Genomic DNA, 15,093 nt, shown 5'->3' on the forward strand with positions numbered 1-15,093 from the left:
CGCAGGGGCAGGGGTGGCGGCTGCGGTTGAGGCTTGTGAGCGGTCGGCGTCGGGGCGGCTGAGTGCTGGGGCCGACGGGACTGAGTGCGTGGCAACGGCCGGGCCGGGGCGCAGCGCGCTGAGGACCTTCAGCTGTTCGGCGGTCAGCTCGGAGAAGCGCGTCATCATCTTGCCCGCCAGCTGCAACTGGTCGGTGAAGAGAGCGAGGGCGGCCTCGTAGGCGTCGCCGCCGCTGGATGCCGGAGGCGGTGCCGGTGCGGCGGGCGAGGCTTGCACGGGTGTGGGCTGAGCGAACTGCGAGGCTTCGGCGGGGAACTGAGCGGGGACGGGGGAAGGCGCGGACACAGTCGGGCCAGCCGGAGTAGCGGGGGCGGTCGCAGCAGGGGCGGTCGCAGCGTCCGGAGGATCTGCGACCGGTTGTCGGGCGGCCGCGCGGGCCGACACGGTCTCGGCCAGCTTCCCCGGGGTGTCCACGTCGGTGAACAGTTCACGGACGGACACCCGCACGCCGAACTCGGCTTCCAGGGCCCGCGCCAGCGCCATGAGGGTCAGCGAGTCCGAGCCCGCGGCGACGAACGAGCGGTCAGGTTCGAAGGGTTGGCTCGGGACGGCAAGTCGGCCCGAGACAAAGGCGAGGACGTCGCCTGGGGTCACCGTCACTTCCACTGCTCCAATCCGCGATCCTCGTGCTCTCATGCCGCGCGCCGCCAATAGACACCCAGGCCGTCGATGTCCTGAATGGGGTCCGTGACCCCGGACTTGGCCCTCCAGTCGTGCACCGCCTCGGCGCACACGGGAATGTGGAAGTCGTCCACGATCACGAATCCGCCGGGCGACAACTTGGGATACAAGTGGTCCAAGGTGTCCATCGTCGACTCGTACAGATCGCTGTCCAAGCGCAGTACGGCGAGTCGATCGATGGGAGCGGTGGGAAGGGTGTCGCGGAACCAGCCGGGCAGGAACTGTACTTGGTCGTCGAGCAGGCCGTACCGCTCGAAGTTCCGGCGGACCGTGGCCAGATCGGTCGCCATGAAGTCGTTGTAACGGTCGGAGGCGAGTTGCCGGTCCCCTGCGTGGGTCGACGCGTCCGCCTTCGGCATGCCCTCGAACGAGTCCGCCACCCAGACACGCCGGTCGGTCACCTCGTACGCCTTGAGCACGGCCCGCATGAAGATGCAGGCCCCGCCGCGCCACACGCCGGTCTCGATGAAGTCGCCGGGAACGCCGTCCTTGAGCGCGGTCTTCACACAGTGCTCGATGTTCTCGAGCCGGCGTATCCCGATCATGGTGTGCGCGACGCTCGGCCAGTCGACGCCGAGTTTGCGGTTGAGCTCGTCATAGCCATCGGCGGGGGCCCAGCTGGCCGGTATGGGCGGATCCTCGTAGATCGTGTTCGCCAGTACCTTCTTCATGAGATCCAGGTAGAGCTGTGCGGTCGACTCCATGCGACGGTCCTGTCATTAGGGGGCGCGCCTCACGCCTCGCGATTGCGCGGCGACCGGCGTGGTCCTGAGGAAGCCGCAACTTGATGATCGTCCTGAGCCCGGAGCGTCATGGTTTGAGCCATCACTCCGGGGGCGCCCGTGACGCGAGTTGAGAATGTGTTCGAATCATCAGGCACCTCTTCCCAGCCGACCAGGGCGGGTAAACCAGTGAAGTGGCAGGTCGGTTGGGTGAGCGGCGGCCTGGGGTTGGAGCGCGTTCGAGAACACCGACGACGGATGCACTCGGACCGCCTGACGCGGCGCATGTCTCATCGGCGCCGGTGCGGTGGGTCCTGGTCCGTCACACCTCGATGCGGCATTTCTTGGCTCTTCAACGACCAAGCGCCCCCGACCGGTTCGTGAGGCGGGGGCGACCGTGAGGGATCGGCAGATGGTGCCCCCCTGCTTGCGTTGTCGTGCGGTCGACACAGCAAGCTAGGGGTACGAAGGTGTGGGGCACGTCGACCAGTGGTTTGATCCGCGAGTCAACCGAGCGCGGCATCCGGGTAAACCTGGACGGTAGCCGCGCCGGAACCGACGGCCCGGCCTGCCCCGTCAGCTCTGCTGGGCGCGGTCGTACACCTTCTTGGCCGTGGTCTTCCAGATCTCGCCGAACATCTTGGTCGGCTCCAGGGAGTCGAGCGCGCTGTTGACCGAGACCAGCACACCCTTGCCGGTGGTGGCGTTGAAGTCGGCCAGCCACGGGCCGCCGCTGGAGCCGCCGCTCATGTCACAGGGAATGGCCTGCGTGCCGTCCTCCTTCTTCGCCGTACCGACACAGCGCAGGAGTTCCTCGCCGAGCTGCGGACGGGTGGCGGAGTAGCCGAAGGAGGAGACGGTGCCGCCGACGGGGCGGTTGAAGGCGATGTCCTGGCCGCCCACGACATCGGTGAGCTTCTTGCCGCTCTTGGCGGGTCGACGGTCAGTGCGGACATGTCGTTCTTCGAGTCGGTCTCCCAGGTGCGCGGGGTCGCGGCCTGGCGTACCGCGAACGCGCCGTGGGGCATCTTGCCCTTGTGGTAGGCGGGGACGAATACCATCGACATGTTGGTGTTGTAGGGGGAGGAGCCCCGGCGCACGCAGTGGGCGGCGGTCATCACCGTGGAGCGGTTGGCGCTCTTGACGGCGGTCGCGGTGCACCAGGTGTCGGCGCCGCTCGCGTTGACGAAGAACAGCCGCCCCACGGTCTTGAGGGTGGTGCCCCGCCACGGCTGGGCCTTGGGCCCGGTCGGGCCGAGGTCCACGGACTTCCCGACGGCCTTGATGCGGGCGGGCGTCCAGTAGGCGAGGGCGTCCTTGCGCTCCTTGGTGGTGAACTTCAGGACGGAGACCGGGTCGGCGGCGGCACGGGCCTGGACGGTCGCGGAGGTCGCGGCGGTCGCCGGGACCGGAACGGCAAGGGCGAGGGCCGTACCGGCCACGGCGAGCCCTGTGACCCGTCCGCGAAGACGCCGGGTCACGGAAGTGGTGGTCTCGGGCATGGTCGGCCTCTTCTCTGTGGCTGCGGACGGCTGACGGGCTGTCGGCCCGCACTGCTAGAGAGGGCTTCCGGGGCTTCGGTTGGCGCTGTCGATGATCTGTGACACAGAGGTCGGCGGACGGGACCGCTTCGCCGGCGCGGTGGGGCACGGCGATTGTCCAGTGCGGTCGAGTGGGGTGCCTTCACGTCTCGGCCGCGTCTCGGCGCGGGGGAACCTACGGTTTGTGCGTCACCCAGAGCATTTCCGCCGGCCAGCGGTGTGCCCAGTCGGTCGGGTCGGTCTCGTTGTAACCGTTGGGTGTTCCGAGGTCGGGCCGCGGCTCGATGAGGTCGTCGATGACGAGACCCGCGCCGCGCAGGACCTTGATCCAGCCGCCGTAGGTGAGCTGATAGCTGGTCGCGCCGTCGCCTTCGGCGATGGCGTTCAGCCCGAAGTAGTTCTGCTGCAGCGTCGTGGTCACGCGGCGGGCGGCTTCGTCGTAGCATGCTTCGAACCATGGGCTGGCGACGTTGAACACCAGGCGCCCGCCTCGGCCCAGGACGCGTGCGGCCTGCGGGACGGCCAGGTGCGGGGGCGCCCAGCTGAGCCCACCGAAGTCGCAGAACACCAGGTCGAAGCTGCCGTCGGCGAAGGGGAGTTGTTCGGCGGCACCTTGCACCAGCGGGTAGCGGGCCGCTCCCATCGCGTCTGCCGCCGCGGCGAGTTGGACTTCGGACAGGTCGAGCCCGACCACGGTGGCCCCCTCGGCGGCGAGCGCCCTGGACCACTGGCCGGCGCCGCAGCCGAGTTCGAGGACGCGCTTGCCGGTGACGTCGCCCAGGGCGTTCAGGTGCGCGTCGGGGATGGAGTACATGCCCCACAGCCGCGGCGCGGCGCCGATGCGTGGGTCGTGCTCGTGCTGGTAGGCGCTGCTGATCTGGTTCCAGAGTCGCCGGTTGGCGGGGATGCTGTCCACATGCCGACTCCAGCACTGCCTGCCGGGGGCGGTCAACACGATGAGGGCACGGGCCGGCCGTCGCCTCGGTCCGGCGGCTGAGCCTGTTGATACAGCGTCACCAGCACCCCGTGTACGGGGTCGTCCTCTGCACTTTCCTCGGCCTCGTCGACCAGGTTGGTGAGGATCTCGCCCAGTTCTCTCGCCTTCTCGGGACTGAGGCGCAGGTGGCGCAGGGTCAGGTGGGGCTCGGTGGGGGAGCGGTCCAGTTCCTGGGCGACCGCGGCGAGCATCGCGGCGGTGCCGGCCGCCTGGGGTTCGGCGACGACCATGCGGCGGGCCGTGCGCCGGTAGTACTGCTCGGTGCCGCCGCGGACCTGGCGGGTCTCGGCGATGTGGACCAGCCCGGCTTCGCGGAGCACTTTGAGGTGATGGGCCACGTTGCCCTTCTTCGCGTCGAGCTGCGCCGCGAGCCGGCTGATGGTGGCAGGCCGTTGGGTCAGGGCGAAGAGCAACCGCTGGCGCAGCGGGTGGGCGAGCGCCGCGAACTGCTCGGGGGCGCCGATCTCCAGGACATCCTCAGGCGGCGGCATGGGGGAAGGCTGATCTCGCATACCGAAAGTGTCTAAACTCTTTGACGCTTTCGCAAGGGCAGTGCTCTACTCCCTGCCATGACGACACTCACGAAGCTTCTCCCTGCCCCCGCACCCGCCCCTGTCATCGACGAGACGGTCCGCCTGCTGACCGAGCACTATGTGTTCCCCGACACGGCCGAGCAGCTCGCAGGCCTGCTGCGACAACGCCTCACCGAGGGCGCCTATGACGTCGAGGATGCCGAGGAGCTCGCCCGTCTGGTCACCGCGGACCTGCAGTCCGTCAACGGCGACCGGCACCTGAGACTGAAGCACCACGCCGACCCGGTGTCCCCGGAGCGGGGGGCCGCCACCTTGGACGCCATGCGCCGGGACTTCGACACCTCGCTGGGCGGTGCGCCCCGGGTGGAGTTGCTCGACGGAGGTGTCGCGGTGGTGGAGCTGGCGCCGATGCTGTTTCCGTTGGAGTGGGCGGCCGAGCCGCTGGGCGCCGTGCTCACCCTGGCGTCCCGCGCCCAGGCGCTGATCGTGGACCTCCGCTCCAACCGGGGCGGCGACCCGGACACGGTCGCCTTCGTCTGCAGCTACCTCCTGGACGAGCGCACCCACCTCAACACCATGCACTGGCGCGGCGGCGGGCGCAGCGAGCAGTCCTGGAGCCTGCCGTACGTTCCCGGCGCGCGCTTCGGTGGCAGCAAGCCGTTGTACGTGCTGTCCAGTGACAGCACCTTCTCCGCCGCTGAGGAACTGGCGTACGACCTCCAGCAGCTCGGCCGCGCCGTCGTCGTCGGCGAGCGCACCCGCGGCGGCGCACACCCGTGTCAGGGGTGGACCGTGCACCCGCACCTGGAAGTCACCGTCCCCGTCGGCCGCGCCGTCAACCCCGTCTCCGGCGCGAACTGGGAGGGCACCGGTGTGCAGCCGGACGTCCCCTGCGCTGCTGCCGACTCCCTCGATCACGCGCACGGACTGGCCCTCGCCCGACTGGCAGGTTGAACCGGTCCGGCTCGTTGCGGAGTCAGCCGCCCGGCGCATGGCCAGGATCGCGCGGGCCGCGGTGCCCAGGACCCGCCCGCCTGACCGGCCAGTAGATCCGGCGCAACTCGTCCAGGAAGAAGGCGTGGAAGCGGGCGAGCGCCGCCGCGGAGTGTCGGCCCGTCGTGCGGAAGGTGGTGAGCTGGCGCAGGAAGTCGGGCAGAGAGATGCGCAGGGTTCCCGCGGCGACGATGTCTGCCGTGGGGTCCTCGCCCTGGGGCACGTGCCCTTCCAGGAGGACGTACGGCAGCGTGGTGGTCGCCGGCCAGATCCTCGTGAGTCCTGCGGGAGCGAGGTCCTTGACGCCGATCATCGTGCGGGCGGCACCGGTGCTGTCGGTGAGGAACAGCCGGTAGCGCAGTTCACGATGGTCCCGTGTCCGGCCGGCGCCGAAGAAGTGGAACTCGCCGTCGGTCACCGGACGCCGGCCGCCCAGGCCGCGCGCCTCGATCCAGCCGTCGGCGCGCGCGACATGCTCGGGCCGTGCCAGGAAGTCGTCGATGTCCTCGATGGTGAGCGTGAGCCGGACGCGGAGCGGTTCACGCGCGGGGGAGCGCTGGGCGGCACGCGGATCACTCAGCCCCCTCGCGAAGCTGCCCTTCATCGTCTCGGTGAACTGCACCGAGCTGTGCTGAGGGTAGGTGGCCGAGGCCAGTGACGTCGCGCCGGACGACGGGGTGGGTGTCGCGGAGTCACGCTTCTCCAGCAGCCGGGTGCAGGCCCGGTCGGCCAGTGCCGCCACGGTCAGGGCAGGGTTGGTGCCGACCGGACCCGGCAGCGCCGCGGCGTCCATGACGTACAGGCCCGGATGCCCGTACACCTCGCCGAACTCGTCGCAGACACCCTCCACTTGATTCCTTCCCATGGGCGCTCCGCCGCAGGGGTGGACGGTGATGATCCTCTTGAGAAGCCAGTGCGGGCTGTCCGCGTAGCGTCCGTCGAGAGCCTCGGACACGGCACGCAGGGCGGCGCGCAGGCGTGCGTAGTGCTGGGCACTGCCGGCCGTGGACCACTCGGCGTCCAGGGCGCCGCGGCGCAGCACGAGAAGTCCGTCCGGCGTGTCGCGGCCCATGCCGAGCAGCGGCAGAGAGGTGTCCGACAGGGCTCCGCCGTCCAGGAGGCCGGCGAGCGAGGCGGAGACGGTGCCCGGGTCGCCCACGGTGTGCGCGGCGAGCTGCCGCAGCAGGAAGCGTCCCGCCCGCCCCGCGTCCTGGGGCAGGCCGGCCGCTTCGACCAGCCAGCTGACGAAGGCCGGATAGCCGCCGTCCTGGATGTAGGCGCCCCGTCCTGGCGGCGCGAAAGCATGTTGGTCCTGTCCGTCGAGGTCGTCGGGCAGCCGGATGGTGCTGGTGATGACCGGGCCGCGGGTCGGGTCCACGCTGGAGGGGCGAGCGCCGTGACGGTCCTTGGTGCGGACGGCGAACGAGAGGATGTCGCCGTTGCCGGAGAAGCGTGTGCCCAGGGCCGCGCCGATCCCGGGGAGCTGTCGGCGGCTGCGCAGCAGGAGGTACGAGGTGCCGTAGGTGCCGGCGGCCAGGACCAGCCGGTCGCAGAGGAGGGTGCGGACCGGTATGCGGTCGGCGGGTACACCCTCCTGGGTGGGGTCGTGCCGTACGTAGTCGACTTCGTAACCGCCGCGAGCGGTGGGCCGGATCGTGCGTACCTCGTGTCCCGTGCGCAGATCGGCGCCGTGCTGTCGGGCGGCCGAGAGGTAGGTGAAGTCGAGGCTGTTCTTGGCTCCCTCGTTGCAGCCGATGTTGCACTCCCCGCACAGCCGGCACGTCCGTCGGGTGACCCCGTGCAGGTTCCCGCCGTCCGCTTCGACGATCGGCAGACCGATGCCGGGCCGGCCGCCGGGCTCGGGCGCGAAGCTGACGGCGAGCGGCGGGAGGAAGTGCTGGAGGGCCAGCCGGTCGGCCGCGGTGCGCATCGCCCGGACCTTGGGCACGTCGTCGTATCCCGGGTGATCCGCGGGATACGGCGTGGGAGTCAGTACCCGCTCGACCGCGTCGTAGTGAGGATCGAGGTCCGCGCGGGTCACGGGCCAGGACTCGTAGCCGCCGCCCGGCAGCTGCTCCCGGTCGACGAACCAGCGTTCGTCCTTGCGCAGCAGCACGTTGGCGTAGATGAGTGAACCGCCGCCGAGGCCGCTGGCGACGACGGAGTCGAAGTGGCGGAAGCCCCGCACGTCGAACAAGCCGTAGGAGCCGGCCTCAGGCGCCCAGAAGGCACGGGCGGCCTGGGCGGGGGAGCGGGCGAAGCTGCCCGGCGGATAGTCCCGGCCGCGCTCCATCACCACCACACCAAGACCGGCCTGCGCCAGTCGGCAGGCGGCGACCGAGCCGCCGAACCCCGAGCCGACGACCAGGGCGTCCACCTGCTCGGTCGCGGTCCTGTCCCGGGCCATGTCAGACCGCCCGCCGTCGGATGAAGTCCAGGATCAGCGGAAAGACGTCCAGGTGGGCCTTCTTGCCGATGATCGGGTCCAGATAGCCGTAGCCGGGCAGGACCGCCACCTCGTGCCGGTCGGGGACGACCCGGTCGAGCTCCTGGTGACAGACGACGTTGGAGTCGCTGAAGACGTGGTTGTTCTGCCCCGTCATGAAGAGGATCGGCGTGCTGATGTCGGCGGCGTGCGCGAGATAGTCGTCGGGCAGCGCCGCGTGGCGCCGGTCGCCGGGGTCGTACTTGACCGCGTGCCCGGCCCGCACCATCTTCCGGATGTGCCGGTAGTAGTGCAGGCCGGTGGGCCCGAGCAGATCGGCGATCCGGTCGTGCGTCCGCGGCTCCAGGTTGGCGTGGCTGTACAGGGCGGGCCAGCCGGCGCCCCACATCAGACTCACCAGATGGCACGCGGAGTTGTCGCACTCGGGGTGCCCGAGCGACACCAGTTTCGACAGCGCCCAGGAACGCGTGAAGCGAGCCGATGCCCCCATCCGGGGATCGATGGCCGACAGTCCCAGGGCATGCTCGAGCAGGGGCGGGGCCAGTTCGATCTTCCACCGGGACCAGCCGGGCACCTTGACGACCAGGCCCACGCTCTGCGCGACCATACTGGCGATCCCCGTGACGGTGCCCGCGGCCAGGCTCATGCAGAACGACGCGGAGCCCAGGCAGTGGGCGACGACGTGGATGCGCCGCTGCCCGACGTGCCGACGCAGTTCGTCCATCATGGCCGGGTGGTCGTAGTGCACGACGTCGTCGATCGAGGAGTCCCCGGGTTCGGTGTTGTACGGATACCGATTGCTCATCCGTAGGTCGACGGTCCACACATCCGAAAAACCGTGGTCCAGGAGATAGGTGGCCATGTTGTAGTGCTCGGGCATGATGAACAGGTCGCTCGATGCGGTCAGGCCGTGCATCAGGAGTACGACGTCGTCGCTCTCACCCCGCTGAAAGCGGGTCAGGTGCAGGGCCAGCCCATCCGAGGTGGTGAACGGATGCGTCGAGATCCGCGCATCCGGCACTCCCTCCAGCGTGTGCCGGACAATGCCGTGCCGCATGACCAGGCCCCCGTCTCCGCGTTGCGCTTCGCCAGGGTGAAAACGCTAGGGGCCGCGGCCAAGTGCCCACATCCCACCGGCGGGTGATCTGTTCCTAGGTCTCTGGCGGTAGGGCCGTGGTGGTTCCAACCAGCGCGGTACGGGGGAGTAGGCCACTGGTATGAGGGGCGCGACCGGCGCCGTCCGTTCCCTCGTCAGCGCGTGACCCGGTCCGCCGCTTCCCGGGTGATGTCGGCGTAGAGACGGAAGAGGACCGGGCGGGCTTCGCCCTGGTCACGTTCGTACAGGGCCGCCCAGCACTGGGCGATCTGCTCCCGCGCCCGGGTGCCGGGCCAGGGCCGGGGCAGGAGCTGCGGCGGCAGCAGCGGATCGGGCTCCATGGCGCGGGTGAGTTCGGCGGCCAGCTCGACAGCGATGGTGAGGAGCGCGGACGAGGACAGTTCGGCAGGGCCGGTGAGCCGGGCGAGACGGGGCCGGGCGATGCGGCCGAGGCGGTGGTAGCGGTCGGCGATCTCCTGCAGGGGCCACAGCCGGCGGGCGAGTTCGGCAGGCTCCTGGGTGTCGCCCCTGCGCAGGTCCGTCGTGGTGAGCAGGGTGAGCGAGCCGTGGGCGCCGAGGCGGTGGGCCGCTTCTTCGACGTACGGTTCCCACGCGTTGGCGCAGACGTACAACCCGCCCTGGAGCGGGGCGCCACCGAGGTGGACGAGGGTCTCGCGCAGGGTGTCGCGGGCGGTGCGCGCCGACTCGGGCACCGAAGGGTGCTGGACGCAGGTGGCGCGCTGACGGTCACGTCCTACCCGGACGCGGCCCATTCGCTGCTCAAGCAGTCCATTGAGCAGTCGGACCTCAAGATCACCTTTACCGCGCTCTTCTCTCCCCGCTCGCTCTTCGCGGACGGATTCCTGGACAGCCAAAGGCGGTTCCTCGGGGAGCTCGGCCGCGGCGGCCACGCCAGTCCATGAAGCGTCCGTGAACTCGGCCCGCTGAACCGGCTGTTCGGGGAACCGTCGAGCGCCGGGGCCTCGGCGGTGTGGGCGCGCGGAGGCGTACCCGCGCCGAGGGGCGCGGTTCCTCGGTCAGCCTCCGTGCGCCGTGAGCGTGTATCCCTCCGGGCCCTCGAAGGAGAACTTCGGCCCGAAGGGGCTGTCCGCCATGGGTTCGACGATCTTGATGCCGGCGGCGACCAGCTGGTCGTGGAGCTGGTGGGCGTCGGTGGTGCGGAACCAGAGGATCACACCGAGGCCGGGCCGTGCGGTGTCGCCGAGGTCGACGCCGGGGAGGGGCGCGCGGACGGCGAACGGGGTCGGCTTGGTGTCGAACACGACCGCGTGCGGCGGTGAGACGGCGGCTCGCCGCAGACCCAGGTGCCGCTCGCAGAAGAGCGCCGCGGCTTCCACGTCGTGGACCTGCAGGGCGACGAAGTCGGGACCGTCGATGGCAACAGACATGAGCGTGCCTTTCCCTCTTATTCGATGTCAGGACTTTGACATCGGAGATTAGGGCTCGGCGACCTTCATGTCAAAATGCTGACATGGATGAGAGTGTGTCGACGGAGTCGTCAGGTCCCGCGGACGATGTCACCCACCACGTGGGGTACCTGCTCAAGCGGGCCCAGGCCGCCTTGCGCGCCGCCATGGACAAGGTGCTGCGCGAGCACGGGCTGACCGTGCCGCAGTACTCCACCCTTGAGCTCCTGGCCCAGCGGCCCGGCATGTCCAACGCCGACCTCGCCCGCGCGACGTTCGTCACCCGGCAGTCCGGGAACGTCGTCCTGCGGGGCCTGCAAGAGGCGGGGCTGATCACCCGCCCCGCCGCGGCCGATCACGGCCGGGCCCGGCCCGCGCGCCTGACCGACGAGGGGCGGAGGCGTCTCGCCGCGGTCCAGGCCGCCGTGTACGCGATCGAACAGCGCATGGTCGAGGCGATGCCGCCCGAGCGCGTATCGGCGCTCCTCGCCGACCTCCGCCGCATCTCGGAGGTCCTGGAGGACTGATCCGCCCTTGGGTGTGCCGGGGAGTGAAGGTCCCGCAGGGGTGCCGCCTCGGTGGGGGTCGAGAGGCAGGCCTGCGCAATGCGCGTCCCGCGGGGTTGTCACGACGATATGTTTACGTAAACATATCGAGTGGGCCCACCTCGCCCCCGTACCCGTCCTCACGAGCAACAGGAGCAGCACACCCATGCCAGTTCTCCAGGCAGACAAGGCCGGTTTCCTGCTTGACGGTCGGCCTTTCCGGCTCCTGTCCGGTGGGCTCCACTACTTCCGGGTCCACCCGGAGCAGTGGCCGGACCGCCTGCGCAAGGCCCGACTGATGGGCCTCAACACGGTGGAGACGTACGTACCCTGGAACCTCCACCAGCCGAGGCCCGACCGCTTCCACCTGGACGAGGGCCTCGACCTTCCCCGGTTCCTCGACTTGGCCGCCGCCGAGGGCCTGTACGTCCTGCTCCGCCCGGGCCCGTACATCTGCGCCGAATGGGAGGGCGGCGGCCTGCCGTCCTGGCTGCTCGCCGAACCCGGCATACGGCTGCGCTCGTGCGACCCGCGGTTCCTGGCGGCGGTCGACGACTACTTCACGCGATTGCTCACCCCGCTCCGCACCCGCCTGGCCTCGCAGGGCGGCCCGGTCCTGGCCGTGCAGGTGGAGAACGAGTACGGGGCGTACGGCGACGACACCGCCTACCTGGAGCACCTCGCCGACTCGCTGCGCCGCTGCGGGGTCGACGTTCCTCTCTTCACCTGCGACCAGCCGTCCGACCTGGAGCGGGGCGCACTGCCCGGCACCCTCGCGACGGCCAACTTCGGCAGCCGCTCGGCCCACCACCTGGCGGCCGTGCGCGGATCGCGGCCGGACGGGCCGCTGATGACGACGGAGTTCTGGATCGGCTGGTTCGACCGCTGGGGCGCCCACCACGTGGTCCGCGACGCCGACCAGGCGGCCCGCGAGCTGGACGAACTCCTCGGCTCCGGCGCCTCGGTCAACTTCTACATGTTCCACGGAGGCACCAACTTCGGCTTCACCAACGGTGCCAACGACAAGCACACGTACCGGCCCACCGTCACGTCGTACGACTACGACGCGCCCCTCGACGAAGCGGGCGACCCGACGGAGAAGTACACCGCCTTCCGCGAGATCATCGCCAAGTACGCGCCCGTACCGAGCGAGCCCGTCCCCGCGCCCGGCCCCAAGCTGGCGCACGCCGCGGTCACCCTGACCGAGCATGCCGAACTCCTGCCGAACGCGGACGCGCTGGCGCCGGCCGTCGCAGCGCGCCGCCCTCTCACCATGGAGGAACTGGAGCAGGACTTCGGCTTCGTCCTCTACGAGACCTCTCTGCCCTTGAGGGGCCCGGCCCTGCTGGAAGTGGAGCAGGTCCGCGACCGTGCCCAGGTCTTCGTCGACGGACAGCCCGTGGGCGTCCTGGAACGCGAGAACCACGAGCACGCCCTCGCCTTCACGGTCCCGAGGACCGGCAGCACCCTGACGATCCTCGTCGAGAACCAGGGGAGGGTGAATTACGGCCAGGGCATCCACGACCGCAAGGGCCTGCTCGGGGACGTCCTCCTCGACGGTGTCCCGCTCGCCGACTGGACCAGTCGTCCGCTCCCGATGACCTCGCTGGAGGGCATCCCCTTCGCCCCTGGTACGACACCCACCGTCGGTCCGGCCTTCCACCGGGGCACCTTCGAACTGACCGGGACGGCCGACACCTTCCTCCACCTCGACGGCTGGACCAAGGGCAACGCCTGGGTCAATGGCTTCCCGCTCGGCCGGTACTGGTCCCGTGGCCCCCAGAGGTCGCTGTACGTCCCCGCTCCGGTCCTGCGCACCGGCACGAACGAGATCGTGGTGCTGGAACTCCACGCCGCGGCCCGCGCCCGTACCGTCGACTTCCGTGAGACGGCCGACCTCGGCCCCACCGAGGAGTAGAACAGGGACAGCAGGGCCGAAGGCAGGGCACCGGCCGATGGGCGGTGCCCTGCCTTCAGGGTGTCGTCCCTCACCGGGAGCGGGCTCTGCCCTTGGCTCCCTTGGCCTCGGGAAGGGTCCAGCTCTGATTGGCCCCGGTGGTCGGCCGGTAGACGCCGACGGGGGCGCCGTCGTCCGTCGATTCGTCGAGGACGTCCAGGAGGAGGCCGGAGGCCCTGTTGACCAGGGTGGCGTGGCCGTCCCCGGTGGTCGAGCGCATCCACTGCTGATCGGCCCCCGACCCTGGGCCCGCGAATCCGAGCGCGCCGTCCGCGACCGTGAGTGCCTTGCCCGTCTTGACGTTGGTCACCCGGTAGGCGGCGGTGCTGCCCCAGTCGTCCGGGGACATCTTGGTGAACGTCCACTGCTGGGCGGGGTCGGCGGCGTCGGAGGTGCGCTGCACCGGAGCGTCCCTGCCGTCCACGGCAGCTACGGTGAACGCCTTCCCGCTGTGGTCGTTGAGGATCTGCCGTGGCTTCCCAGCGGGTGTGCTGTCCGTGGCCGTGTCCACTCCGGTGACCCCGGGCAGCACGAACGTGGTGACGGATCCGGCGCCCACGGTGGCTTTGAGGTTCTTGCCGCTGAGAGTCAGATCAGTACCGCGCTCGACGTTGCGGCCGGCGTCGGTGGTGTGGCGTTCGACGGTGCCGCCGACGTTCCGGAACCCGGCGAGGTCCAGGGTGAGATCGCGTTCCGAGCCGCTGCGGTTGGTGTGAACGAGGACGAGGCCCTTGCCGCCGGGGCGCACCGCCGCGAGCGTGTTCGGATCGTCGGTGCCGATGACGCGGGCACCGGGCCTGACGAAGCGGCTGTACTGCGCCATGGCCCAGTACTTCTTGTTCTTGCGCAGCGGTTCGGTGGCCGCGTCGTCCGGCGTGAAGTCGGTCTGGATGAGGCCCCAGTTGGAGTCCTCACGGCCAGGACTCATGTTCTCGAAGTCCTCGACGGCCTGCCACAGCACCCAGGCCCGCGGCTCCAGTTCCCGGATGTCGTCGTTGATCCGCTGGGCGAGGTCCAGCGCGGGGCTCATGTCGGTGAAGCTCTGCGGGACGCTGCCGCCGACGTCCACCTCGGACATCCACAGCGGGGTGTCCTCGCCCTTGGCGACGTCACGCACTCCGGTGCGCCCGTTCGTGCCATAGGTGTGGGTGTTGATCCGGCCCACGGCCTTGCGTACGGCGGGCGCGTAGTGTTCCCAGTTCGCGCGGGCAAGGCCCGGGTTCGTCTCGTCCATGGCCGCGATCGGCGCCGCGATGCCGTGGGCGTCGAGGGCCGAGCGCAAGGTGGTGATCATGCGGGCCTGGGAGGCGGGGTCCCAGTGCGAGCCCTCCTGCCGTCCGCCGGCCCGCCAGTAGTCGGTGTTGGGCTCGTTGACCGGGGAGATCGAGTCGAAGGTGACGCCCGAGCCCTGTTCGGCGCGCCGGAGCGAGCCGGCGAGGTAGGCGGCGAAGCGCTCGTACTGGTCGGGGCGGAGGTTGTCCTGCTTGGGGTCGGCGGCTCCGGAGACGAGTCCGCTGTTGGTCATGAAGTAGGGGGCGGAGTTGGAGAACGCCTCGAAGGTGCCGGCGCCGCGTTTCCTGGCCGCGGTGAGCCACCAGCGCTGGTGCGCGTCGGCCCCGTCGTTCCAGTGCGTCGGGGTGTCGGGGTTCCACCAGTCCTTGCTCTCTTCCCCCGGCCGGTTCCAGTAGCCCGGCACCGCGGCCCCGGCCCGCATGTAGGGGGTGGTTTCGGGGCTGTCGCCGCCGCCGATGTTGTAGCGGGCCACGGTGAAACCGAGTCCTTCGGCGCCGTAGAGGTCGTCGGCCAGCTGGTTGCGCCGGTCGTCGGGCCAGCCTCCGGTGACGTTGGCGAACCAGGCGAGGGCCGTGCCCCAGCCCTCGAAGGCGGGCTGCTGGTAACTGGGGTCGGGGCGGACGGTCAGCGTCTCGGCGGCGGTGGCCGCGTTCGCCCGCGGTGTGGTGACCGTGGGCAGGAGGGCGGTCGAGGCCAGGACGGCGCAGGCGGCGGCGAGGCTCCGGAGGCGGGGGGTGCGCTGCGGACGAGGTATCGGCCGGTCGCTCGGAGGTAAGGACAACACGTGCTGCTCCCTGGGGGC

At 70.3% G+C, this 15,093-nt stretch carries 15 protein-coding genes; 4 read left to right on the plus strand and 11 right to left on the minus strand.

Features of this window, described 5'->3' with window-relative positions:
- The 6 genes from AOK22_RS43715 to AOK22_RS14920 all read right to left on the minus strand — a co-directional run.
- The coding region (locus tag AOK22_RS43715; RefSeq protein WP_055699128.1) for an acyl carrier protein at positions 1-666 on the minus strand (666 nt) is incomplete at its 3' end.
- A gap of 26 nt (positions 667-692) precedes the next feature.
- Positions 693-1,445 (minus strand): TylF/MycF family methyltransferase, encoded by a 753-nt coding sequence (locus AOK22_RS14905; RefSeq protein ID WP_055699129.1) that lies wholly within the window; start codon positions 1,443-1,445, stop codon positions 693-695.
- 594 nt (positions 1,446-2,039) lie between these two features.
- Positions 2,040-2,213: a hypothetical protein gene (locus AOK22_RS42720; RefSeq protein WP_244164796.1), complete on the minus strand. Its 174-nt coding sequence runs from the start codon at positions 2,211-2,213 to the stop codon at positions 2,040-2,042.
- Positions 2,210-2,965 carry a trypsin-like serine peptidase gene (locus AOK22_RS14910; protein ID WP_244164798.1) on the minus strand — a complete coding sequence of 252 codons (756 nt, stop codon included), beginning with the start codon at positions 2,963-2,965 and terminating at the stop codon, positions 2,210-2,212. The genes AOK22_RS42720 and AOK22_RS14910 overlap by 4 nt, the downstream gene beginning before the upstream one ends.
- A 214-nt stretch (positions 2,966-3,179) precedes the next feature.
- A complete protein-coding gene (locus tag AOK22_RS14915) occupies positions 3,180-3,920 on the minus strand; it encodes a class I SAM-dependent methyltransferase (protein WP_055699130.1) in 741 nt (246 codons plus the stop codon).
- A 32-nt stretch (positions 3,921-3,952) separates the two neighbouring features.
- Complete coding sequence (locus AOK22_RS14920) at positions 3,953-4,492, minus strand: ArsR/SmtB family transcription factor (protein ID WP_055699131.1); 540 nt, start codon at positions 4,490-4,492, stop codon at positions 3,953-3,955.
- A gap of 78 nt (positions 4,493-4,570) precedes the next feature.
- Here AOK22_RS14920 and AOK22_RS14925 point away from each other — a divergent pair, with 78 nt between their 5' ends.
- Positions 4,571-5,488 (plus strand): S41 family peptidase, encoded by a 918-nt coding sequence (locus tag AOK22_RS14925; RefSeq protein ID WP_055699132.1) that lies wholly within the window; start codon positions 4,571-4,573, stop codon positions 5,486-5,488.
- A 22-nt stretch (positions 5,489-5,510) separates the two neighbouring features.
- Here AOK22_RS14925 and AOK22_RS14930 read toward each other — a convergent pair whose 3' ends face one another.
- From AOK22_RS14930 to AOK22_RS14940, 3 genes are all read right to left on the minus strand, one after another.
- Complete coding sequence (locus AOK22_RS14930; protein ID WP_055699133.1) at positions 5,511-7,934, minus strand: GMC oxidoreductase; 2,424 nt, start codon at positions 7,932-7,934, stop codon at positions 5,511-5,513.
- Position 7,935: 1 nt separating this feature from the next.
- Entirely contained in the window at positions 7,936-9,030 is a 1,095-nt protein-coding gene (locus AOK22_RS14935; RefSeq protein WP_055699134.1) for an alpha/beta hydrolase, read from the minus strand.
- 194 nt (positions 9,031-9,224) lie between these two features.
- Positions 9,225-9,782, minus strand: a complete 558-nt coding sequence (locus AOK22_RS14940) for a PaaX family transcriptional regulator C-terminal domain-containing protein (protein WP_244164800.1) — start codon at positions 9,780-9,782, stop codon at positions 9,225-9,227.
- Positions 9,783-9,788: 6 nt separating this feature from the next.
- Between AOK22_RS14940 and AOK22_RS39720 the strand changes: the two genes are divergently transcribed.
- Positions 9,789-9,992, plus strand: a complete 204-nt coding sequence (locus tag AOK22_RS39720; RefSeq protein ID WP_069887068.1) for a hypothetical protein — start codon at positions 9,789-9,791, stop codon at positions 9,990-9,992.
- 114 nt (positions 9,993-10,106) lie between these two features.
- Here the strand turns inward: AOK22_RS39720 and AOK22_RS14945 are convergent, their stop codons facing one another.
- Entirely contained in the window at positions 10,107-10,478 is a 372-nt protein-coding gene (locus AOK22_RS14945) for a VOC family protein (RefSeq protein ID WP_055699135.1), read from the minus strand.
- Between the two features lie 83 nt (positions 10,479-10,561).
- On the opposite strand from AOK22_RS14945, the gene AOK22_RS14950 reads away from it, so the two are divergent.
- Together AOK22_RS14950 and AOK22_RS14955 are read left to right on the plus strand one after the other, a co-directional pair.
- Positions 10,562-11,023 carry a MarR family winged helix-turn-helix transcriptional regulator gene (locus AOK22_RS14950; protein ID WP_055699136.1) on the plus strand — a complete coding sequence of 154 codons (462 nt, stop codon included), beginning with the start codon at positions 10,562-10,564 and terminating at the stop codon, positions 11,021-11,023.
- Between the two features lie 184 nt (positions 11,024-11,207).
- The gene (locus AOK22_RS14955; RefSeq protein ID WP_055699137.1) at positions 11,208-12,959 is read left to right on the plus strand and encodes a glycoside hydrolase family 35 protein; all 1,752 of its coding nucleotides are present in this window, start codon (positions 11,208-11,210) and stop codon (positions 12,957-12,959) included.
- Between the two features lie 70 nt (positions 12,960-13,029).
- On the opposite strand, the gene AOK22_RS14960 is transcribed toward AOK22_RS14955, so the two are convergent.
- Positions 13,030-15,093 (minus strand): RICIN domain-containing protein (locus tag AOK22_RS14960; protein ID WP_341845570.1); only part of this gene is annotated, 2,064 nt, incomplete at its 5' end.

Origin of the sequence: Streptomyces silaceus, from assembly GCF_001419745.1 — a bacterium.
In the GTDB taxonomy this organism is placed as follows: Bacteria; Actinomycetota; Actinomycetes; order Streptomycetales; family Streptomycetaceae; genus Streptomyces; species Streptomyces silaceus.

Coding starts and splice junctions, on each gene's coding strand:
- AOK22_RS14930 (WP_055699133.1), bottom strand. CDS start 7,934: ATGGCCCGGGACAGGACCGCGACCGAGCAGGTGGACGCCCTGGTCGTC.
- AOK22_RS14950 (WP_055699136.1), top strand. CDS start 10,562: ATGGATGAGAGTGTGTCGACGGAGTCGTCAGGTCCCGCGGACGATGTC.
- AOK22_RS14905 (WP_055699129.1), bottom strand. CDS start 1,445: ATGGAGTCGACCGCACAGCTCTACCTGGATCTCATGAAGAAGGTACTG.
- AOK22_RS14920 (WP_055699131.1), bottom strand. CDS start 4,492: ATGCCGCCGCCTGAGGATGTCCTGGAGATCGGCGCCCCCGAGCAGTTC.
- AOK22_RS14910 (WP_244164798.1), bottom strand. CDS start 2,965: ATGCCCGAGACCACCACTTCCGTGACCCGGCGTCTTCGCGGACGGGTC.
- AOK22_RS14925 (WP_055699132.1), top strand. CDS start 4,571: ATGACGACACTCACGAAGCTTCTCCCTGCCCCCGCACCCGCCCCTGTC.
- AOK22_RS42720 (WP_244164796.1), bottom strand. CDS start 2,213: ATGAGCGGCGGCTCCAGCGGCGGCCCGTGGCTGGCCGACTTCAACGCC.
- AOK22_RS14955 (WP_055699137.1), top strand. CDS start 11,208: ATGCCAGTTCTCCAGGCAGACAAGGCCGGTTTCCTGCTTGACGGTCGG.
- AOK22_RS14935 (WP_055699134.1), bottom strand. CDS start 9,030: ATGCGGCACGGCATTGTCCGGCACACGCTGGAGGGAGTGCCGGATGCG.
- AOK22_RS14945 (WP_055699135.1), bottom strand. CDS start 10,478: ATGTCTGTTGCCATCGACGGTCCCGACTTCGTCGCCCTGCAGGTCCAC.